Raw genomic sequence first — 20,340 nt, 5'->3', positions numbered from 1 at the left:
TTGGTACGGGGTAGCCCGGCCTGGGCCGGGCTTGACGGCGAAGGTCAGGAAGCCAGAATCGCCTTCACTTCGAAGATTTCCACTTCAAAGCTCAGAGTCTTGCCTGCCAGTGGGTGATTGAAGTCGATGGTGACCTGCTCGTCATCGAACGCTTTCACCACGCCTGGCAACTCGGTATTGGCGGCGTCATTGAAGATCACCAGCAACCCTTCGGACAGTTCCATGCCCACGAACTGCGAGCGTGGCATGATCTGCACGTTTTGTGGGTTGGGCTGACCAAAGGCGTTTTCCGGCAGAATCTCGACGGTCTTTTTATCGCCCGCCTTGAAACCGAAAATCGCCATTTCGAAGCCAGGCAGCAGGTTGCCGTCACCGACCTTGAACGTGGCCGGAGCCTTTTCGAAGGTGCTGTCGACGGTATCGCCGTTTTCCAGACGCAGGGCGAAGTGCAGAGTGACCTGCGTATTCTGACCGATGCGCAGCTCGTCAGACGAGCCTTGAGTCGAAGATTGCTCAGTCATTGACGGTCTCTCCGGTTTTCTTGCTCTTGAACATGTCCAGCGCCAGCATGACTGCGCCGACGCTGATCGCACTGTCCGCGACGTTGAATGCAGGGAAGTACCAGCGGTTCTGCCAGTGAACCAGGATGAAGTCGATCACGTGGCCCAGCACGATACGGTCGTAGAGGTTGCCCAGTGCGCCGCCCAGTACCAGCGCCAGTGCAACGGCCAGCCACGTGTCGTCACGACCCAGGCGTTTGAGCCAGACGACCAGCACGGCGCTGACCACCACCGCGATCAGGGCGAACAGCCAGCGCTGCCAGCCGGCACCGTCGGCCAGAAAACTGAAGGCGGCACCGGTGTTGTAGGCCAGGGTCCAGCTGAACAGGTCGGGAATCACGATGATCTGCTGATACAGGCTCAACGCGTTCTCGAAGTAATACTTGCTGGCCTGGTCAATGACCAGAACCAGCACGCTCAACCACAGCCAGGCCAGACGGCCAAACGAGGCGTTAGGCATAGTGACGGACCTCGCCTGCACCGCTGATGTTGTCTACGCAACGACCGCAGATTTCCGGATGCTCGGGGTTGACCCCCACATCCTCGCGGTGATGCCAGCAACGGGCGCACTTGGCATGACTGGACTTGAGCACTTTCAGTTTCAGCCCGGCGACTTCGGTGACCACGGCATCGGCTGGCGCGGACGCGAGCGGCGCCGCACTGGCTGTCGAGGTGATCAGCACGAAGCGCAGCTCGTTGCTCAGCTTCGACAGGTCAGCCACCAGCGACTCCTCGGCATACAGGGTCACTTCAGCCTGCAGGTTGCCGCCAATGGCCTTGGCAGCGCGCAGGTTTTCCATTTCCTTGTTGACCGAGGTCTTCACCGCCATGATCCGCTCCCAGTAGGCGCGGTCCATGTCGAAGTCGGCCGGCATTTCAGTCAGGCCTTCGTACCAGGTGTTGAGCATCACCGACTCGTTGCGCTCGCCGGGCAGGAACTGCCACAGCTCGTCGGCGGTGAACGCCAGGATCGGCGCGATCCAGCGCACCAGCGCTTCGGAGATGTGGAACAGTGCCGTCTGGCACGAACGACGCGCGGTGCTGTTGGCCGCCGTGGTGTACTGACGATCCTTGATGATGTCGAGGTAGAAACCACCCAGCTCCTGCACGCAGAAGTTGTGGATCTTCGAGTACACGTTCCAGAAGCGGTATTCGCCGTAATGCTCTTGCAGCTCGCGTTGCAGCAGCAGCGTGCGATCCACGGCCCAACGGTCCAGCGCGAGCATTTCCTCGGCGGGCAGGATGTCGGTCGCCGGGTTGAAGCCCGTCAGGTTGGAGAGCAGGAATCGCGCCGTGTTACGGATACGACGATAAGCGTCGGCGCTGCGCTGCAGGATCTGGTCGGAAACCGCCATCTCGCCGGAATAATCGGTCGCCGATACCCACAGACGCATGATGTCGGCACCCAGCGAATCATTGACCTTCTGTGGCGCTACCACGTTGTTCAGCGATTTGGACATCTTGCGGCCGTTCTCGTCGACCACGAACCCGTGGGTCAGCAGCTCGCGATACGGTGCGTGATCGTCCAGCATGCAGCCGGTCAGCAGTGAGGAGTGGAACCAGCCGCGATGCTGGTCCGAGCCTTCCAGGTACAGGTCGGCACGCGGACCGCTTTCGTGGCCCATCGGGTGCGAACCGCGCAGCACATGCCAGTGCGTGGTGCCCGAGTCGAACCAGACGTCCAGGGTGTCGGAGATCTTGTCGTACTTGCCGGCCTCTTCACCGAGCAACTCGCTGGCGTCGAGCTTGAACCAGGCCTCGATGCCTTCTTTCTCGACACGCTGCGCCACTTCTTCCATCAGCTCGACGGTACGTGGGTGCAGGTCGCCGCTTTCCTTGTGCAGGAAGAACGGAATCGGCACGCCCCAGTTGCGCTGACGCGAGATGCACCAGTCAGGACGGTTGGCGATCATCGAGTGCAGGCGCGCCTGCCCCCATGCCGGAACGAATTCAGTGTCTTCGATGGCCTTGACCGCACGCTTGCGCAGGGTCTCGCCGCTTTCAGGCTGCTTGTCCATGCCGACGAACCACTGCGCGGTGGCGCGGTAGATCAAGGGCGACTTGTGGCGCCAGCAGTGCATGTAGCTGTGGCTGATGGTTTCGGTGTCCATCAGGCTGCCGACTTCGACCAGCTTGTCGATGATGTTCTGGTTGGCCTTGAAGATGAACTGGCCACCGAAGAACTCCAGCGACTCGACATACACACCGTTGCTCTGCACCGGGCTGATGATGTCGTCGTTGCTCAGGCCATACTGTTTGCAGATAGTGAAGTCGTCTACGCCATAGGCAGGCGAGCAGTGAACGATCCCCGTGCCCGCACCCAGCTCGACGTAGTCAGCCAGATAGACTGGCGACAGGCGGTCGTAGAACGGATGGCGGAAGTTGATCAGCTCAAGCGCCTGACCGGTGGTGGTCGCGATGACGGTGCCTTCCAGCTTGTAACGGGCCAGACAGCTTTCGACCAGTTCGGCGGCCAGTACCAGCAGCTTGTCGCCGACATCGACCAGCGCGTATTCGAATTCCGGGTGGACGTTCAGCGCCTGGTTGGCGGGGATGGTCCACGGTGTGGTGGTCCAGATCACGATGGACGCAGGCTTGCCCAGCGACGGCACGCCGAACGCGGCTGCCAGTTTCGCTTCGTCGGCGATCGGGAACGCGACGTCGATGGTCGAGGACTTCTTGTCCTGATACTCGACTTCGGCTTCAGCCAGTGCCGAACCGCAATCGAAACACCAGTTGACCGGCTTGAGGCCCTTGAAGACGAAACCGCCCTTGACCATCTCGGCCAGCGCGCGGATTTCCCCGGCTTCGTTGGCAAAGTTCATGGTCAGGTACGGATTGCTCCAGTCGCCCAGCACGCCGAGACGGATGAATTCGGACTTCTGGCCTTCGATCTGCTCGGACGCATAGGCGCGGCACAGCTCACGCGTACGGTCAGCGGAGAGGTTCTTGCCGTGGGTCACTTCGACCTTGTGTTCGATCGGCAGACCATGGCAGTCCCAGCCCGGCACATACGGGGCATCGAAGCCCGCCAGGGTCTTGGAACGCAGGATCATGTCCTTGAGAATCTTGTTGACCGCATGACCGATGTGAATATTGCCGTTGGCGTACGGAGGACCGTCGTGCAGGACGAACTTGGGACGGTCCTTGCCAATCTCGCGCAGCTTCTGGTACAGGCCAATGCTGTCCCAGCGCTGCAGAGTTTGCGGCTCGCGCTGGGGCAGGCCGGCCTTCATAGGGAAGGCGGTGTCCGGAAGGTTTAGCGTGGCTTTATAGTCAGTCATTTCAGGCTCTTGTTTAGCGGTTAGCCATGCCAATGGGCACGGGCGGCGGCGACGTCCGCATTGATCGCCGTCTTGAGCGCCTCCAGTGAGGCGAAACGCTGCTCATCACGCAGCTTGTGGTGGAAAGCCACCGTCAAACGCCGGTCATAAAGATCGCCGGCAAAATCCAGAAGATGCACTTCAAGGTGGGCACTGCCATCACCGGTGACCGTCGGGCGCACACCGATGTTGGCGACCCCTGGCCAGGTTTTGCCATCGATGTCCGTGCTGACCAGATAGACCCCGCTCAGCGGTACACGACGACGCTTGAGTTGTACGTTGGCGGTGGGCGTACCCAGCTGGCGCGCCAGCTTCTGGCCGTGCAATACCCGCCCGGCTATCTGGAACGGACGACCGAGCATACGCTCGGCCAGGGCAAAGTCTGACGCAGCCAGAGCCTTGCGCACCTTGGTGCTGCTGACCCGGATGCCATCTATTTCAACGGTCTGCGCCGCTTCTACGGTAAAACCATACGATGTGCCGGCCTGTTGCAGGAAGTCGAAGTCACCGACCCGGTCGAAGCCGAAACGAAAATCGTCGCCCACTTCGAGGTGCTGGACACCGAGGCCGTCGATCAGCACGGTCTCGACAAAACTTGCCGCGCTGAGCTTGCACAGACGCTGATTGAAGGACAGGCACAGTACCCGGTCAACGCCTTCGGCACTCAGCAGTTCGAGCTTGTCACGCAGACGGGCCAGACGTGCCGGCGCCGTCTCGGGCGCAAAGAACTCACGCGGCTGCGGCTCGAAGATCACCACACAACTGGGCACACCCAATTCGACGGCACGCTCGCGCAGACGCGCCAGGATAGCCTGGTGGCCGCGATGAACGCCGTCGAAATTGCCAATCGTGGCGACGCAGCCCCGATGTTCGGGGCGCAGGTTGTGAAGGCCTCTAACCAGCTGCATAACGCACTTCTTGCTCATAAAGTGGCCGATTATAACCACACACGGCCGTGGACGACAGGCAACACACCAAGACCGGATGAAGGTTCTCGGCGTGTGGCGACAAAAACCGAAGGTCAACCCCTGCAACGCGCCCTACATAATGGCTTTGCGGGCGAAATCCCGGAGGCGGAAGCCTAATAAAAGAAGCATGGCGAAATAGGTCACGACGCCGGCTGCAACCAGCGCACCCAGACGCAGAAAACGCTCCAGCATGTGACCTTCGTCCCACGCCGGCATGACATGCATGAGCCCCAGCAGCACCACCGACATCACCGCGACGGCAATCACCAGCTTGAACAGGAACTTCGTCCAGCCTGGCTGCGGCTGAAACAGATCCTGCTTGCGCAACTGCCAGAACAACAACCCGGCATTGATGCACGCCCCCACACTGATCGCCAGCGCCAGACCGGCATGCTGCAAGGGCACGATGAAGGCCAGGTTGAGCAGTTGAGTCACTATGAGGGTGAAGATCGCGATTTTCACCGGGGTGCGGATATTTTGTTGAGCATAAAAACCGGGGGCCAGCACCTTGATCAGGATGATCCCCAGCAAACCGACCGAATAGGCGACCAGCGCACGCTGGGTCATAGCCGCGTCGAGCGCGTCGAATTTACCATACTGAAACAACGAAACGGTCAATGGTTCGGCGAGCAGCCCCAGCGCCAGGGTGCAAGGCAGGACCAGCACGAAACACAGCCGCAGACCCCAGTCGAGAATCCGCGAATATTCCTGGCGATCCCGTTGCGCGTAGGTTTTGGACAGTATCGGCAGCAGAATCGTACCCAGCGCCACACCCAGCACACCGGAGGGCAGCTCCATCAAACGGTCGGCGTAGTACATCCATGACACCGAACCGGCGACGAGGAACGAGGCAAAGATCGTGTTGATGATCAGAGAAATCTGACTGACAGAAACGCCAAGGATGGCGGGCAGCATCTGCTTCATTACCCGCCAGACCCCGGTGTCGCGCAGATTCAGGCGCGGCAGCACCAGCATGCCGATCTTTTTCAGGTGCGGCAGTTGGTAAAGCAGCTGCAGCAGGCCGCCCACCAGAACCGCCCAGCCCAGCGCCATGACCGGCGGATCGAAATACGGCGTCAGGAACAGCGCGAAGAAAATCATGCTGACGTTGAGCAGCGTAGGCACGAACGCCGGCACCGAGAAACGGTTCCAGGTATTGAGGATCGCCCCGGCCATCGAGGACAGGGAGATCAGCAATATATAAGGAAAGGTCACCCGCAGCAGGTCCGAGGTGAGGGCGAACTTCTCCGGGGTGTCGACAAAGCCGGGCGCGGTGGCCCAGATCACCCAGGGCGCAAATATCACTCCGAGCAGTGTCACCAGCGCCAGCGCAAGGGTCAGCAGCCCGGTGACATACGAAATGAAGGTACGCGTCGCCTCCTCCCCCTGCTGGCTCTTGTACTCGGCCAGGATCGGCACGAATGCCTGGGAAAAGGCACCCTCGGCGAAAATACGGCGCAGCAGATTGGGCAGCTTGAAGGCGATGAAGAACGCATCCGTGGCCATTCCGGCACCGAAAGTGCGCGCGATGATGGTGTCGCGGACAAAGCCCAGAACCCTGGAAACCATGGTGATAGAGCTGACGGCGGCGAGTGACTTGAGTAGATTCATTGAAAGAGTTGTGCGCCTTGGCAAAGGATGGGCGATTAAGCCAGCCATTTATGCGATACTTCGCGCCGCAAAAACGCCCGAAGCAAAGGCCGCGAGTTTACAGGTCACAGGCCGGAAATAAATCCTCCAGTCAAATGTAGCAACCACTCAGCGGAACACCTTAACTGCCCTTGACAAGACTTCAACTCATCGGCATGATTCGCGGCCTATTTTGTTTGCTATTTCACAAAGTCTTTCGAGGAGCTCGACGGTGGCCAACACACCTTCCGCCAAAAAACGTGCAAAACAGGCTGAGAAGCGTCGCAGCCACAACGCCAGCCTGCGTTCCATGGTTCGTACCTACATCAAGAATGTAGTGAAAGCCATTGACGCAAAAGACGCAGAAAAAGCGCAAGCCGCTTATGTTCTGGCTGTTCCTGTTATCGACCGTATGGCCGATAAAGGCATCATCCACAAGAACAAGGCTGCTCGCCACAAAGGTCGTCTGAACGGTCACATCAAGGCTCTGAGCCTTGCTGCTGCAGCCTAAGCGACACGCTGGTTAAAAAACCGACCTCAGGGTCGGTTTTTTATTGCCTGCTTGAAAGCCGCCTCGGCACAGGCATCTCACAGATCATTGCCGGTCAAGCCGACTGGCCCGCCAAACAGCGGGTAGGGTATGGCGATAACGGCTTCAATGCTTTGAGCAAGACTGCGCGGAGCACTCATGTGCCGATGGGCAGACCGTAACAGCTGCACCGACAGCGGACACAAGATTGCTCCAATCCCGCCTTCTGAGCTCACTACAATAAACATACCCACTGCCTGAGTTTTAGCGCATCGGTCATTTCTGCCCAGCAGATAAAACACTGGCAACTTTTTTACCCACCCTGATGAAGGGCTTTTCAACCCACTCAAACATGAAAAACGCCAACACGATGCTTGCAGCGATCGACAGAATGAACACCCCTGCCTTTTCAACCATCGGTGCATTGCCAGGAATGATTTTAATCAGGAACATCATCAGGGAATAATGAACAAGATAAAGCGAATAGGAGATATCACCGAGAAAAATCAATAGCCTGTTACCCTTCACTTCAGCGCGATAACCGAGCATCACAACCGACGACACAATAATTAATGCCAGCCAAAAACCGCCACGGAGACCGAAGTCTTGCCACCCCAAAAGGCAGGCACTTATTATCGCCAACAGAAGAGCCAACTGCATAAGCCTTCGCCCTGACAGCGACAGGTCGGGCAACCTGTTCGCGAGCATTAACTCAGCCAGCATCATGCCGGCGATGAATTCGAAAGTGATGGTATTGCTAATAATCTTAATCCAGGCCTGCCATACGTGCACCACAACAATATCGGGCGAGGCCTGTGATGAAAAATCAAAATGACCATTGTAATACAGCTGAAATCCTACCGAAGACACCAGAAAAACCAGCGCGCAGACGTAGCTGCGGTAGCGATAGCTGATGCTCATTGAAATAGTGAATACAAGGTAGAACACAACCTCATAGGTGAGGGTCCAGGGCGGTCCGAGCGCGCTGAATCCAAACGAAGGCGCCACGAGACTATAGTCCTGCAGACAAAAATAGAGACTGCATACCATCTGATCGAGGGGTTTTTCAGGATAAACAAACAGGTAGGAAAGCAGCCACACCACAAAGAAAGCCGGCCATATACGAAAGAGGCGCCTGATCACAAATGATATCGGCCTTTCAGGGGACTGATAAGTGATCAACGTCATAATGAAGCCACTCACAATAAAAAAAATATCCACGCCCAGCAAGGCAGGTATATGATCTATCCAGTCGCCGCCCAAAAAAAACGAATTATGCCCAACGACAACAAGTAATGCAGCGAATCCACGCAAGTACTGCAATGAGATCATTCTCATGAGTGCATACCCTCTTGATACGCCGAAGCCTCCAATGAGTAAATTTTATTCAGCGTGATCATTACGTAATAGCGTGCTTACCCCCACCAGCCGGCTATTACGAACTGGCCACATCAAACCACTTCGTTCATCAACCCGTCTACTGACAGAAATAACAGGTAGGCCGTTTTTTCAATCCGCGGCCGCAAGGCCGATGTTATTTGCCAGACGACATGATTCAGCCGTCCGTACGAGCTTCGGAATCAGAGGCAAGAGGCTGGAAGTAAGACGACATGCGCATGGGTGCTTTTTTGAGACGAAAAAGAAGTGCATCCTGATGGATCGGGCATCAGCAGTGGCAGTAGCGCACTGCCAAAACGCATAAGCCCAACCCGGGATGTACTCTTTACCGCACAGAACTGCGAACAACCGATGCAGAGCGCCACCACAACGCCCTGACATGGCAACTCCCCTCCGCGCGCAGGAGGATCAAGGCGCTGGCGCGGTTGTCCATGGCAGGATCGGAATGGCGGTCACGGCATTCTGCGGGCTGCCTTCGATGACCCGGTCGCTGTAGACCAGGTACACCAGTGCATTGCGCTTCTTGTCGAAGAAACGCACCACCTGCATAGTCTTGAAGACCAGCGAAGTACGCTCCTTGAACACCTCGTCGCCGTCCTTGAGGGTTTCCTTGAAGCGGATCGGCCCGACCTGGCGACAGGCGATGGACGCCTCGGCACGGTCTTCGGCCAATCCCAGACCACCCCTCACACCGCCCGTCTTGGCGCGTGACAGGTAGCACGTCACCCCGTCCACCTTGGGATCATCAAACGCCTCGACCACGATTCGATCGTTGGGCCCGACCATCTTGAACACGGTAGACACCTGACCGATCTCTTCGGCCGAGACCAGCACCGGCACCAGCAACGCGGCCGCCAATAAACCTTTCATGAAGCGCATCAACGATTCCTTTTGCAGCCTTGAGTCAGACGAGGATCAGGTTATCCCGATGAATCAGCTCGGGCTCGGCCATATAGCCCAGCTCGCGCACGATGGATTCGGAAGAGTGACCAATGATTTTCTGGGCTTCGATGGCACTGTAGTTACTCAGCCCACGAGCGATCTCGCGACCGTCCTGGGCGACGCATACCACCATCTCGCCGCGCCGGAAGCTGCCCTGGACCAGTTTGACGCCCACCGGCAGCAGGCTTTTCTGATCCCTGGCCAGCGCCGCAACAGCGCCATCATCCAGCACCAGCGTACCGCGGGTCTGCAGATGACCTGCCAGCCACTGCTTGCGTGCTGCGAGCATGCCGCGCTCCGGGGACAGCAGCGTACCCAACCGTTCACCACCCTTGAGCCGCGCCAGAACGCGCTCGATGCGCCCGCCGACGATGACGGTATGCGCACCGGAACGCGCCGCCAGTCGCGCTGCACGCAACTTGGTCTGCATGCCGCCGCGACCCAGCGCACCGCCGGTACCACCGGCCACTGCATCCAGCGCCGGATCATCGGCACGCGCTTCGTAAATCAGCTGCGCCTCCGGGTTGTTGCGCGGATCGGCGTCGAACATGCCGTCACGGTCGGTCAGGATGACCAGCAGATCAGCTTCGACCAGATTGGCAACCAGCGCCGCCAGCGTGTCGTTATCGCCAAAACGGATTTCGTCGGTGACCACTGTGTCGTTTTCATTGATGACCGGCACAACCCCAAGCTCGACCAGCGTGCGCAGGGTGCTACGGGCATTCAGGTAGCGCTTGCGGTCCGACAGGTCATCGTGAGTCAGAAGGATCTGCGCGGTATGTCGGCCATGCTCGGCGAAGCTCGATTCCCACGCCTGCACCAAGCCCATCTGACCAATCGCCGCAGCAGCCTGAAGCTCATGCATGGCGCTGGGTCGGGCCGTCCAGCCAAGACGGCTCATGCCGGCAGCCACCGCCCCGGAAGACACCAGTACCAGCTCGACACCCGCCTCGTGCAGCGCCACCATCTGCTCCACCCAAACACCCATGGCGTTGCGATCCAGACCCTTGCCATCCGCCGTCAGCAAGGCACTGCCAATCTTCACAACCCAGCGCTGGGCGCCCGTCACTTTGCTGCGCATCTTTTTCCAACCCTAGCCAGAGATTTTCAAATTCGGGATACAAAAACGCCGCTAACAATCGTAGCGGCGTTCAAGTTTACTTCAAGCGATCAGTCACGGACGTAAATGATTTCCGGACCATCTTCATCGTCCACATCTTCTTCATCCCAGTCATCGTCACCGATGTCATGCACGCTCTTCACGCCACTGCGACGCAGGGCACGCTGATCGTCCAGTGCCTGCAACTGGGCACGGGCTTCATCTTCGATGCGCTGATCGAGCTCGGCCAGCTCTTCGGCGTAACCAGGCTCTTCGGCGATACGCTGGCTGCGCTCTTCAAGGTAACGCATGATGTCGCGGGTCAGCTGCTCGGTGCCTTCTTTGGCAATTGCGGAGATCACGTAAACCGGGCCGGTCCACTCCAGACGATCGACGATCTCCTGCTTGCGCGCTTCCTGCTCCTCTTCGAGAATCTGATCGCACTTGTTCAGCACCAGCCAGCGATCACGCTCGGCCAGCGACGGGCTGAATTTCTCCAGCTCGTTGACGATCACTTCAGCCGCATCCGGAGCACTGCTTTCATCCAGTGGCGCCATATCGACGAGGTGCAGCAACAGACGGGTACGCGCCAGGTGCTTGAGGAAGCGAATCCCCAGGCCTGCGCCGTCGGATGCACCCTCGATCAGACCTGGAATGTCGGCAACCACAAAGCTTTTCCAGCGATCGACACTGACCACGCCCAGGTTCGGCACCAGCGTGGTGAACGGATAGTCGGCAACCTTCGGCTTGGCCGCAGACACCGAACGGATGAAGGTACTCTTGCCCGCATTTGGCAGACCGAGCAGGCCGACGTCGGCCAGCACTTTCAGCTCGAGCTTGAGATCACGCTGATCACCCGGCTTGCCCGGTGTGGTCTGGCGCGGAGCGCGGTTGGTACTGGACTTGAATCGGGTGTTACCCAGACCGTGCCAGCCGCCCTGCGCAACCATCAGGCGCTGACCGTCCTTGGTCAGGTCACCGATGATTTCCTGAGTAGTGGCGTCAATGATGGTGGTCCCGACCGGCACACGCAGCACCAGCTCTTCACCCTTGCGACCGGTGCAGTCGGCGCTGCCACCGTTGGAGCCGCGCTCGGCGTCGAAGTGGCGGGTGTAACGGTAGTCGACCAGCGTGTTCAGATTGACGTCGGCGACCATGAAGATCGAGCCGCCATCACCACCATCACCACCGTTGGGACCACCGTTCTCAATGAATTTTTCGCGGCGGAAGCTCATGCAACCGTTGCCGCCATCACCGGCTTTTACTCGAATGGATACTTCATCTACAAATTTCATAACGCACGCCTCCCGCCACAGGGACGAGCAGAACCACATAAATTACATAAGACTCTTGCAAAAATGAGCGTTGCGATACCGATCAGAAACCAGCGACCCCATGGGTCAACATCACAACAGCCCGCACAAACAGTTTTGCAAGAGACTCACCTGCCTCTCTACCTCTACAAACAAAAAAGCCCCGTCGCAAGACAGGGCTCTTAAGCTACTGCGTGATTACGCTGCGGAGACTTCAGTCTTCGGAACGATGCTCACGTAGCGGCGACCGAAGGCGCCCTTGACCTGAAACTTGATCACGCCTTCCACTTTCGCGAACAGGGTGTGATCTTTACCCATGCCAACGCCGTAGCCAGCGTGGAATTGGGTGCCGCGCTGACGCACGATGATGTTGCCAGGGATGATAGCCTGGCCGCCATACATCTTCACGCCAAGGCGTTTGGCTTCTGAGTCGCGCCCGTTACGGGTACTACCACCAGCTTTTTTGTGAGCCATGAGTCAATTCTCCAGTTGAGGATTAGGCTGAATTAAGCCTGAATACCTGTAATTTTGATCTCGGTGTACCACTGGCGGTGGCCCATACGCTTCATGTGGTGCTTACGACGACGGAACTTGATGATACGAACCTTATCGTGACGACCTTGCGAAACCACTTCAGCCACAACGGTAGCGCCAGCAACAACGGGAGCACCGATATTGACGTCGTCGCCATTGCCAACCAGCAGAACGCGGTCAAACGTGACGGATTCGCCAGTAGCGATTTCCAGTTTTTCAATTTTCAGGTATTCACCTGGGGCGACTTTGTACTGCTTGCCACCGGTAACAATTACTGCGTACATGGTATTTCTCCGAAAATCCTGCTCACCCAGCTCTTTATAAGAAGAGTATCGGCTGGCATGGCTGCATGGGGCTGGAACGGCCCGTTTGCATTGCGTAAGGCAGGTGCTGCCCAGGAAAGTTAGGGTGCGCGATTGTACGCAAGGCATTCGCGTGTTGCAAGAGGCGGCTCGTCATACCTTGACACGCTCTACCCCGCGACCTAGCATGCGGCGCAACCTATCCGGAGCACCTGTCGCTGATGCAACCCCAAGCCTTCTACCGCGCGGTGGCGGACGACTTTAGTGCCGTTGACCTTATCATCAAAAAGCAACTGACGTCGCGCGTACCGCTGGTCTCGAAAATCGGTGATTACATCACGTCGGCAGGTGGCAAGCGCCTGCGCCCGTTGCTGGTGCTGCTGTGTGGCAAGGCACTGGGTCGCGAAGGCGATGATGTTCGCCTGCTCGCCGCCACCATCGAATTCCTGCACACCGCGACCCTGCTGCATGACGATGTGGTCGACATGTCCGGCATGCGTCGTGGTCGCTCCACCGCCAACGCGCTCTGGGGCAATGCGCCCAGCGTCTTGGTGGGCGACTTCCTTTATTCGCGCTCGTTCGAAATGATGGTCGAGCTGGGCTCGATGGAAGTCATGAAGATTCTGTCCAAGGCAACCCGCATCATCGCCGAAGGCGAAGTGTTGCAGCTCTCGAAGATTCGTGACGCCAGCACCACCGAAGAAACCTACATGGAAGTGATTCGTGGCAAGACAGCCATGCTGTTCGAAGCCTCGACGCACAGTGCCGCTGCCCTGTGCAACGCCCCCCAGGAACAGAGCGAAGCACTGCGCACGTTCGGCGACCATCTGGGTGTGGCCTTCCAGCTGGTGGATGACCTGCTCGACTACCGTGGCGATGCCGAGACACTGGGCAAGAACGTCGGTGACGACCTCGCCGAAGGCAAGCCGACCCTGCCGCTGATCTACACCATGCGTGAAGGCAGCCCGGAACAGGCCGCGCTGGTTCGTCAGGCGATCCAGAAAGGTGGCCTGGAAGATCTGGAAAGCATCCGCAATGCAGTGGAAAGCGCCGGTGCCCTCGATTACACCGCACAGCTGGCCCGCGACTACGCGGCCCGCGCCATTGCCTGCCTGGACGCGCTGCCGCCCAGCGAGTACCGCGACGCACTGGTCGAACTGAGCGAGTTTGCGGTCGCCCGCACGCACTGACATTCGCAGCAGTCAAAAGCCCGTCCAGCGACGGGCTCGGCAAATGGCAGTCAGCGCGTAATCCTTCATCCTCTCCTGCATGAAATCCGGAAAACACTGAATCCTCAGTGCAAGCCGCGTATGCCCGCGATACAGCGCATGACTGATCAGCCTTTTATCAGCAGATGCAGCCCCAGCAGGCCCATGCCGATAAAGAACACACGCTTGAACAGCACTGCGCTGATTCGCTGGCGCAGCCATTGCCCCAGCAGCATGCCCAACAGGGCCGGAATCAGCGCCAGCGTGGAGGCGCCCAGCTCTGCGCCGCCCAGCGCGCCGTTCCACGACAACCCCGCCGCCAGCGCAAGCGTCGAGACGGTGAAGGACAACCCCAGCGCCTGGACCAGTTGGTCGCGCTCAAGGCCCAGCGCCTGCAAATAAGGCACCACGGGAATCACGAACACCCCGGTGGCCGACGCGATCACCCCGGTAATCAAGCCGCACAGCGGGCCCAGCCAGCGCTCGGCAGCGGCGGCAACCCTGAAGGTCGGCAGGAACAACCCGCTCAACGCGTAGAGAAACAACGCGCCACCCAACGCGCGGGTCATTGAATGACCGCCACTCATGCCCAGCCAGAACGCCCCGGCCAGCGTGCCGATGAAAATCATGCTCAGCATCGGCCATAGCCGCTTCAGCAAAGGCCGCAGGCTCCCACCCGTCGCCAGTTGCCAGACGTTGGTGAATGTCGACGGGATGATCAGCAACGCCGCAGCCTGCGCCGGCAGCATGGCCAGCCCCAGCAACCCCATTGCCACCGTGGGCAAGCCCAGACCGATGACACCCTTGACCGTTCCGGCCAGCAGAAAGGTGCCGATCACCAGCGCCGAAAGGCCCCAGCCCAGGGTTTGATAGAAGTCGAGAATCGAGTGCATGGCGTCCTTTGCCAGATGGATAGAGGTCGAGGCTTAACGTTGCTCAGAGCGCTCGCGCAGATAGGCCAGCACTTGCGTTTGATCACCTGCGAATTCGATACGCGCCGCTTTGTGTTCGCGCTGGTAAGCGTACATCGGATCGTAATACTCGCCGAGCAACCCTTCGATCCAGCCTCGGTGCAGGTCAACCGCACCGCTACGCTGCTGTTCTTCCAGCGCCGCCTGCATCAGGTCCGACAGGCGCTGATGACGCTCGCCGCCCAGACGTTTGTGAATATTGTTCAGGCTTTGCAACAAACGCTCGGCGAACAGGCCAAAGCCCTGCTCTTCGCCCTTGACGGTGATGAACTCTGCGCAGAGGTTGATCACGTAGTCCTCGAGAATGCGCTCGACGCGGTTCTCGAAGCTGTCTTCCAGCCAGACCATCGGGCAGCCCTGCATCGCCTGGTGCAGTTCCAGCGGCACGTTGCAACTGCCAACCAGACGGCTTTCATCTTCCACAACGAATTGCTCGATACCGGCTGCGCGCTTCTTGAGCAGGTCGATGGCCAGGCGGTTCTCGAAGTCGATCTGCGCCGGCTGCCCGGTGGCACGCTTGCCGAAGCTGGAGCCGCGGTGATTGGCGATGCCTTCCAGGTCCACGCTATTGCGCAGTTGCGTCAATACTTCGGTCTTGCCCGTGCCGGTCATCCCGCCGAGCACGACAATAGCGCATTCGCTCACCGCCTCGTGCAGGGTATCCAGCAGGAACGTGCGCATCGCCTTGTAGCCGCCAAGAACCCGCGGGTAGTCGACCCCGGCATCCTTCAGCCAGCGCTGCACGGTCTGCGAGCGCAGCCCGCCGCGAAAGCAGTACAGGTAGCCGTCCGGATTGGCTTTAGCGAACTCGATCCACGCATTGACGCGTTCATCCTTGACCTGACCGCAGACCAATTGATGCCCGAGCTGGATAGCGGCGTCCTGACCGTGTTGCTTGTAGCAGGTGCCGACCTTTTGCCGCTCGATGTCATTCATCAGCGGCAGGTTGATCACGCCAGGGAAAGCCCCCTTGGAAAACTCCACCGGAGCCCGAGCGTCCATCATCGGCACGTCGTTGAGAAACAGTGCACGGTAGTCGCTGCTGTTGTCGGCCATCAGAACACCTCGACGGCGTGGGTCTGTCGCTCATGCAGGGTGCCGATAGGGGTAAGCAGCAGCCCCAGTTCGGCGGCCACGATCAGAAACTCGGCTTCACCTTCAGGGCTGACCGCGACCAACAGACCACCGCTGGTCTGCGGATCACACAACAGATCACGCTGGGCATCGCTCAGTGCGCCGATCCTGTCGCCGTAACTTTCAAAATTGCGCAATGTGCCGCCCGGCACACAGCCCTCGGCAATGTAGTGCTCGACGCCGGGCAGACGCGGTACAGCAGCGTAGTCCAGACGTGCGGTCAGACCTGCGCCGTCAGCCATTTCAACCAGATGCCCGAGCAGACCGAAGCCGGTGACATCGGTCATTGCCTGCACCCCGTCGAGCTTGCCGAACCGGCTGCCCGGCTTGTTCAGGGTACACATCCAGTCACGCGCCAGGCCGATGTCCTCATCGCGCAACTTCGATTTTTTCTCGGCCGTGGTGAGGATGCCGATGCCCACAGGCTTGGTCAGGTACAAGGTGCTCCCCGCCTGGGCAGTGTCGTTGCGTTTCATGTGCTTTTTCTGCACCACGCCGGTCACCGCCAGACCGAAGATCGGCTCCGGCGCATCGATGGAATGCCCGCCCGCCAGCGGAATACCGGCAGCATCGCAGACGGCACGACCACCGCGAATGACTTCACGTGCGACTTCTGGCGGCAGGATGTTGACCGGCCAGCCGAGAATGGCGATGGCCATCAGTGGGTCGCCGCCCATCGCATAGATGTCGCTGATGGCATTGGTCGCGGCGATACGGCCGAAGTCGAACGGGTCATCGACGATGGGCATGAAGAAGTCCGTTGTCGAGACCACGCCGCGCTCGTCATCCAGCGCATAGACCGCCGCGTCATCACGCGAGGCATTGCCAACCCAAAGTCTGGGGTCAAGGTTCTGAGCGCCGCTGCCAGCGAGGATCACGTCCAGCACGTTGGGGGAAATCTTGCAGCCACACCCTGCTCCGTGACTGTACTGGGTCAGGCGGATTGGCTCATTCATCGCGACACTCTCGGTTACCGGGAAACAGGCTGTGGAGTCTAGGGGCTGTTCCCTTATCAGCGCAAACCGCGTCGTGCGCCGGTCGCGCATTCGGGCGATGAATCTGCCGAACTGGCCTTTCTCGCCATGCCTCTTATAATCCCCGCGCATCATCACCGAATCCTGTGAAGCGCCGCCTGCTCGTGCACGCGGGCTTCAGGCTATCCTTTTTCCGCTATTGAACCGGAGAACCCCCATGCTCAAGCGTACCCTGGCGCTCGCCGCCGGCCTTGCCCTGTCCTTCTCCGCCCTGACCAGCCACGCTGCCGAGACCCTGCGCGTCTCGGCCATTCCCGACGAAGCGCCTACCGAACTGCTGCGCAAGTTCAAGCCGCTGGGGGCTTATCTGGAGCAACGGCTGGGCATGAAGGTCGAGTTCGTTCCGGTCGCGGATTATCCGGCAGTGGTCGAAGCGCTGGCCACTGACCGGCTCGACATGGCCTGGCTGGGCGGTTTCACCTTCGTTCAGGTCAACCTCAAGACCGGTAATGCGGTGCCACTGGTACAGCGTGAGCAGGACGCCAGGTTCACCAGCAAATTCATCACCTCCGATCCGAACGTGAAAACCCTGGCGGACCTCAAGGGCAAGACGTTTGCCTTTGGTTCGGTGTCGTCGACATCCGGCAGCCTGATGCCGCGCTACTTCATGCTCAAGGAAAACATCAAGCCGGAAACGTTCTTCAGCCGCGTCGCCTATTCCGGCGCGCATGACGCAACCGCCGCATGGGTTCAGGCGGGCAAGGTCGATGCAGGCGTGCTCAATGCCAGCGTATGGGACAAGCTGGTCGCCAGCGGCAAGGTCGACACCAACAAGGTTCACGTCTTCCAGACCACACCGGCTTACTTCGACTACAACTGGACCGTACGCGGCAGCCTCGACCCGGCACTGGCAGCGAAGATCAAACAGGCTTTCCTCGACCTCGACCCGGCCAACCCGGAGCAGAAGGCGATCCTCGATCTTCAGGCCGCCAGCCGCTTCATCGAAACCAAGCCAGAGAACTACAAAGGCATCGAAGAAGCCGCACGCGCTGCCGACCTGCTGAAATGACCCTGCGTCTGTCCGCCATCGAGCTGCGCCACAGCGACGGCACACTGGCGTTGCGCGGCCTGGACCTGAGCATTGATCGCGGCGAGCGGGTGGCGATCATCGGGCCGTCCGGTGCGGGCAAGACCACGCTGCTTAACCTGCTGGCCAGCGCTCTGCCGCCCAGTGCCGGGCAACTGCAGGTGCTGGGGACTGATCCCTGGCAGCTCTCCAGCACACGACGCCAGCGCCTGCGCAGCCGCATTGCGCTGATTCATCAGGCACCGCCGTTGCCGGCGCGCCAGCGGGTGGTGACTGCGGTGTCGGCGGGCAGGCTTGGTCAGTGGGGGCTGGGCAAAAGCCTGCTGAACCTGCTGCATCCACTCGACATCAGCGGCGCCCGTGAGGTGCTGGCACGTCTGGACCTGGCGGACAAACTGTTCGAACGTTGCCAGCAGTTGTCCGGCGGACAGCTGCAACGTGTCGGCATTGCCCGCGCCTTGTATCAGCAACCCGAACTGCTGCTGGCCGACGAGCCGGTTTCGGCGATGGACCCGCGCCTCGCCGATCACACCCTGGCGCTGCTGGGTCAGCACGCCATCGAGCACAACGTGACGCTGGTCGCCAGCCTGCATGCGGTGGAACTGGCGCTGGCGCATTTTCCGCGAATCATCGGGGTGCGCGACGGGCGCATTCACTTCGACCTCGCCGCCAGCGAGGTCGGCCGGGAGCATCTCGACACGCTGTATGCCAACGAACAACTCAGCCCTCAGGCGGTTTCGGATGCGGCTGAAACACGCTGGACGCCGCGATGCTGAGTCGGGATCAGCGCGACCCGGCGGCAACGCCGCGCCTGTTGCTGACGTTGCTGGCGGTCGCCCTGCTCTGGCCGGGCATTCGTCTGGCCGAACTGAATCCGCTGGTACTGCTGCAAGCCGATAATGCGCGGACGATGGGCAGCTTTCTCGCCGGGTTCTGGCCGGTGGCGCACTCTGCGGAATTCCTCGGGCTGCTGCTGGATGCGACGCTGCAAACCCTGGCGATCGCCACAGCCGGCATAGCCCTTGCGCTGCTGCTGGCCGTTCCGGCAAGCCTGCTCGCCAGCCAGGCATTGTCGCTGTCGGCCGCCTCACGCGGCGGCCGCCCCGGCTGGCCCGGCCAGTGCCTGCGCTGGCCGGCACGCGGGGTGTTGATCTTTCTGCGCAGCGTGCCGGAAATCGTCTGGGCGCTGTTGTTCGTGCGCGCGGTCGGCCTGGGCCCGACGGCGGGCGTGCTGGCCATCGCCATCACCTATGCAGGCATGCTCGGCAAGGTGTACGCGGAGATTTTCGAATCGGTGGACCAACGCCCGGCCCACGCGCTGCTTCAGGCAGGCAGTGGTCGCCTGGCCGCACTGGCTTACGGCATCCTGCCCAATGCAGCAGCCGAACTGACCTCCTACACCGTGTACCGCTGGGAGTGCGCCGTGCGCGCTTCGGTGGTCATGGGCTTCGTCGGCGCAGGCGGACTGGGTCAGCAGATCGACCTGTCGATGCGCATGTTCGCCGGTGGCGAAGTGGCGAGCATGCTGCTGACCTTCCTGCTGCTGGTGCTGCTCGCCGACCAGCTCAGCCGTTTGCTACGCAGACAGTTCACATGAAGCGCGCTGGCAATCTGCTGCTGGTGCTGACGATGATTGCGGCCGTGGTCGCATCGTTTGTGTACCTCGGCCTCGACCTGTTCACCCTGGGCAGCCACGACAACCTGACGCAGATGGGCCGTTACGCGTTGCGCTTCATGAGCCCGGACCTGAGCGGCCCTCATCTGCAGGCAATCGGCCAGGGTGCCCTGGAAACCCTGGCCATGTCTGCGCTTGGCACCTTGCTGGCCGCCATTGCAGGTTTGCTCCTGGCCCTGCCCGCTGCCGGACGCTTCGGTTGGTTCCTGCGCAGCCTGAGTCGCCTGCTGCTCAATGCGCTGCGCGCCATTCCGGAACTGGTGTGGGCCGTGTTGATGGTGCTGGCTGCCGGGCTCGGCCCCAATGCCGGCACGCTGGCATTGGCGCTGCACACCACCGGCGTTCTGGGCCGTCTGTTTGCCGAGGCGCTGGAAAATACCGCGCCGCAACCCGCGGCAGCGATTCGTCTGCAGGGCGGCAGCGCCTGGCAGGCGTTCAGCTACGGCACCCTGCCCAACCTCTGGCCACAACTGCTGGCGTATACGCTGTATCGCTGGGAGAACAACATTCGCATGGCCAGCGTACTGGGTTTTGTCGGCGCGGGCGGTCTGGGGCAGATGCTGTATGTCAGCCTCAGCCTGTTTCAGGAAGCGCAGGCCAGCACCGTGATTCTGGCCATGCTGATACTGGTATTCGCCGTCGACGCGTTGAGCGGCTGGAGCAGGCAGCGCTGGGTGCGTAACTGAGCAGACCT

General features: G+C 60.0%; 20 protein-coding genes. 6 read left to right on the top strand and 14 right to left on the bottom strand.

Annotation, left to right across the window (positions count from 1 at the left end):
* Positions 1–44: 44 nt before the first annotated feature.
* The 5 genes from QRN50_RS19735 to murJ form a co-directional block, all read right to left on the bottom strand.
* A complete protein-coding gene (locus QRN50_RS19735; protein WP_003318786.1) occupies positions 45–521 on the bottom strand; it encodes an FKBP-type peptidyl-prolyl cis-trans isomerase in 477 nt (158 codons plus the stop codon).
* Positions 514–1,020: a signal peptidase II gene (lspA, locus tag QRN50_RS19730; protein WP_011266581.1), complete on the bottom strand. Its 507-nt coding sequence runs from the start codon at positions 1,018–1,020 to the stop codon at positions 514–516. The genes QRN50_RS19735 and lspA overlap by 8 nt, the downstream gene beginning before the upstream one ends.
* Positions 1,013–3,844 carry an isoleucine--tRNA ligase gene (gene ileS, locus QRN50_RS19725; protein WP_054091787.1) on the bottom strand — a complete coding sequence of 944 codons (2,832 nt, stop codon included), beginning with the start codon at positions 3,842–3,844 and terminating at the stop codon, positions 1,013–1,015. Before ileS ends, lspA begins: the two co-directional genes overlap by 8 nt.
* Positions 3,845–3,864: 20 nt before the next feature.
* On the bottom strand, positions 3,865–4,791 hold the full coding sequence (gene ribF / locus QRN50_RS19720; RefSeq protein ID WP_024641662.1) for a bifunctional riboflavin kinase/FAD synthetase: 927 nt from the start codon (positions 4,789–4,791) through the stop codon (positions 3,865–3,867).
* 132 nt (positions 4,792–4,923) lie between these two features.
* Complete coding sequence (gene murJ / locus QRN50_RS19715; protein WP_024641663.1) at positions 4,924–6,462, bottom strand: murein biosynthesis integral membrane protein MurJ; 1,539 nt, start codon at positions 6,460–6,462, stop codon at positions 4,924–4,926.
* A gap of 250 nt (positions 6,463–6,712) precedes the next feature.
* Between murJ and rpsT the strand changes: the two genes are divergently transcribed.
* Positions 6,713–6,991 (top strand): 30S ribosomal protein S20, encoded by a 279-nt coding sequence (rpsT, locus tag QRN50_RS19710; RefSeq protein WP_003344603.1) that lies wholly within the window; start codon positions 6,713–6,715, stop codon positions 6,989–6,991.
* Positions 6,992–7,285: 294 nt separating this feature from the next.
* On the opposite strand, the gene QRN50_RS19705 is transcribed toward rpsT, so the two are convergent.
* The 6 genes from QRN50_RS19705 to rplU form a co-directional block, all read right to left on the bottom strand.
* Entirely contained in the window at positions 7,286–8,347 is a 1,062-nt protein-coding gene (locus tag QRN50_RS19705; RefSeq protein ID WP_024641664.1) for an acyltransferase family protein, read from the bottom strand.
* 468 nt (positions 8,348–8,815) lie between these two features.
* Positions 8,816–9,286 carry a CreA family protein gene (locus QRN50_RS19700; RefSeq protein ID WP_003403541.1) on the bottom strand — a complete coding sequence of 157 codons (471 nt, stop codon included), beginning with the start codon at positions 9,284–9,286 and terminating at the stop codon, positions 8,816–8,818.
* Positions 9,287–9,311: 25 nt separating this feature from the next.
* A complete protein-coding gene (gene proB, locus QRN50_RS19695; RefSeq protein WP_003403542.1) occupies positions 9,312–10,430 on the bottom strand; it encodes a glutamate 5-kinase in 1,119 nt (372 codons plus the stop codon).
* 89 nt (positions 10,431–10,519) lie between these two features.
* Positions 10,520–11,743: an Obg family GTPase CgtA gene (gene cgtA, locus QRN50_RS19690; RefSeq protein ID WP_002551973.1), complete on the bottom strand. Its 1,224-nt coding sequence runs from the start codon at positions 11,741–11,743 to the stop codon at positions 10,520–10,522.
* 216 nt (positions 11,744–11,959) lie between these two features.
* Positions 11,960–12,235 carry a 50S ribosomal protein L27 gene (gene rpmA, locus QRN50_RS19685; protein ID WP_002551972.1) on the bottom strand — a complete coding sequence of 92 codons (276 nt, stop codon included), beginning with the start codon at positions 12,233–12,235 and terminating at the stop codon, positions 11,960–11,962.
* Between the two features lie 32 nt (positions 12,236–12,267).
* Complete coding sequence (gene rplU / locus QRN50_RS19680; RefSeq protein ID WP_002551971.1) at positions 12,268–12,579, bottom strand: 50S ribosomal protein L21; 312 nt, start codon at positions 12,577–12,579, stop codon at positions 12,268–12,270.
* Between the two features lie 239 nt (positions 12,580–12,818).
* Here rplU and QRN50_RS19675 point away from each other — a divergent pair, with 239 nt between their 5' ends.
* Positions 12,819–13,787 (top strand): polyprenyl synthetase family protein, encoded by a 969-nt coding sequence (locus QRN50_RS19675; RefSeq protein ID WP_003344609.1) that lies wholly within the window; start codon positions 12,819–12,821, stop codon positions 13,785–13,787.
* A gap of 146 nt (positions 13,788–13,933) precedes the next feature.
* Here the strand turns inward: QRN50_RS19675 and QRN50_RS19670 are convergent, their stop codons facing one another.
* From QRN50_RS19670 to selD, 3 genes are read right to left on the bottom strand one after another with little or no spacing between them, the layout of a single operon-like run.
* Positions 13,934–14,698 carry a sulfite exporter TauE/SafE family protein gene (locus QRN50_RS19670; protein WP_024651290.1) on the bottom strand — a complete coding sequence of 255 codons (765 nt, stop codon included), beginning with the start codon at positions 14,696–14,698 and terminating at the stop codon, positions 13,934–13,936.
* A 33-nt stretch (positions 14,699–14,731) separates the two neighbouring features.
* Positions 14,732–15,832, bottom strand: coding sequence for a tRNA 2-selenouridine(34) synthase MnmH (gene mnmH, locus QRN50_RS19665; RefSeq protein WP_024660300.1), 1,101 nt, complete (start codon positions 15,830–15,832; stop codon positions 14,732–14,734).
* Entirely contained in the window at positions 15,832–16,866 is a 1,035-nt protein-coding gene (gene selD / locus QRN50_RS19660) for a selenide, water dikinase SelD (protein ID WP_058399126.1), read from the bottom strand. The genes mnmH and selD overlap by 1 nt, the downstream gene beginning before the upstream one ends.
* Before the next feature lie 235 nt (positions 16,867–17,101).
* On the opposite strand from selD, the gene QRN50_RS19655 reads away from it, so the two are divergent.
* The 4 genes from QRN50_RS19655 to phnE are packed head-to-tail and all read left to right on the top strand — an operon-like array spanning position 17,102 to position 20,332.
* Positions 17,102–17,953, top strand: a complete 852-nt coding sequence (locus QRN50_RS19655) for a putative selenate ABC transporter substrate-binding protein (RefSeq protein ID WP_032654650.1) — start codon at positions 17,102–17,104, stop codon at positions 17,951–17,953.
* On the top strand, positions 17,950–18,747 hold the full coding sequence (locus QRN50_RS19650) for a phosphonate ABC transporter ATP-binding protein (protein ID WP_096127240.1): 798 nt from the start codon (positions 17,950–17,952) through the stop codon (positions 18,745–18,747). The genes QRN50_RS19655 and QRN50_RS19650 overlap by 4 nt, the downstream gene beginning before the upstream one ends.
* Entirely contained in the window at positions 18,741–19,568 is an 828-nt protein-coding gene (locus tag QRN50_RS19645; protein ID WP_096127241.1) for a PhnE/PtxC family ABC transporter permease, read from the top strand. The genes QRN50_RS19650 and QRN50_RS19645 overlap by 7 nt, the downstream gene beginning before the upstream one ends.
* On the top strand, positions 19,565–20,332 hold the full coding sequence (gene phnE / locus QRN50_RS19640) for a phosphonate ABC transporter, permease protein PhnE (protein WP_003344624.1): 768 nt from the start codon (positions 19,565–19,567) through the stop codon (positions 20,330–20,332). Before QRN50_RS19645 ends, phnE begins: the two co-directional genes overlap by 4 nt.
* The last annotated feature ends 8 nt before the right edge of the window (positions 20,333–20,340 follow it).

It is taken from the genome of Pseudomonas sp. MEJ108 (genome assembly GCF_030208985.1).
GTDB classification, from domain to species: Bacteria; Pseudomonadota; Gammaproteobacteria; order Pseudomonadales; family Pseudomonadaceae; genus Aquipseudomonas; species Aquipseudomonas fragariae.
This window is presented reverse-complemented; position numbering and strand designations above follow the sequence as displayed.

Bases quoted from the DNA above. Each gene is read 5' to 3' on its own strand.
- QRN50_RS19735 (WP_003318786.1), bottom strand. From the start codon at position 521: ATGACTGAGCAATCTTCGACTCAAGGCTCGTCTGACGAGCTGCGCATC.
- lspA (WP_011266581.1), bottom strand. From the start codon at position 1,020: ATGCCTAACGCCTCGTTTGGCCGTCTGGCCTGGCTGTGGTTGAGCGTG.
- ileS (WP_054091787.1), bottom strand. From the start codon at position 3,844: ATGACTGACTATAAAGCCACGCTAAACCTTCCGGACACCGCCTTCCCT.
- ribF (WP_024641662.1), bottom strand. From the start codon at position 4,791: ATGCAGCTGGTTAGAGGCCTTCACAACCTGCGCCCCGAACATCGGGGC.
- murJ (WP_024641663.1), bottom strand. From the start codon at position 6,462: ATGAATCTACTCAAGTCACTCGCCGCCGTCAGCTCTATCACCATGGTT.
- QRN50_RS19705 (WP_024641664.1), bottom strand. From the start codon at position 8,347: ATGAGAATGATCTCATTGCAGTACTTGCGTGGATTCGCTGCATTACTT.
- QRN50_RS19700 (WP_003403541.1), bottom strand. From the start codon at position 9,286: ATGCGCTTCATGAAAGGTTTATTGGCGGCCGCGTTGCTGGTGCCGGTG.
- proB (WP_003403542.1), bottom strand. From the start codon at position 10,430: ATGCGCAGCAAAGTGACGGGCGCCCAGCGCTGGGTTGTGAAGATTGGC.
- cgtA (WP_002551973.1), bottom strand. From the start codon at position 11,743: ATGAAATTTGTAGATGAAGTATCCATTCGAGTAAAAGCCGGTGATGGC.
- rpmA (WP_002551972.1), bottom strand. From the start codon at position 12,235: ATGGCTCACAAAAAAGCTGGTGGTAGTACCCGTAACGGGCGCGACTCA.
- rplU (WP_002551971.1), bottom strand. From the start codon at position 12,579: ATGTACGCAGTAATTGTTACCGGTGGCAAGCAGTACAAAGTCGCCCCA.
- QRN50_RS19675 (WP_003344609.1), top strand. From the start codon at position 12,819: ATGCAACCCCAAGCCTTCTACCGCGCGGTGGCGGACGACTTTAGTGCC.
- QRN50_RS19670 (WP_024651290.1), bottom strand. From the start codon at position 14,698: ATGCACTCGATTCTCGACTTCTATCAAACCCTGGGCTGGGGCCTTTCG.
- mnmH (WP_024660300.1), bottom strand. From the start codon at position 15,832: ATGGCCGACAACAGCAGCGACTACCGTGCACTGTTTCTCAACGACGTG.
- selD (WP_058399126.1), bottom strand. From the start codon at position 16,866: ATGAATGAGCCAATCCGCCTGACCCAGTACAGTCACGGAGCAGGGTGT.
- QRN50_RS19655 (WP_032654650.1), top strand. From the start codon at position 17,102: ATGCTCAAGCGTACCCTGGCGCTCGCCGCCGGCCTTGCCCTGTCCTTC.
- QRN50_RS19650 (WP_096127240.1), top strand. From the start codon at position 17,950: ATGACCCTGCGTCTGTCCGCCATCGAGCTGCGCCACAGCGACGGCACA.
- QRN50_RS19645 (WP_096127241.1), top strand. From the start codon at position 18,741: ATGCTGAGTCGGGATCAGCGCGACCCGGCGGCAACGCCGCGCCTGTTG.
- phnE (WP_003344624.1), top strand. From the start codon at position 19,565: ATGAAGCGCGCTGGCAATCTGCTGCTGGTGCTGACGATGATTGCGGCC.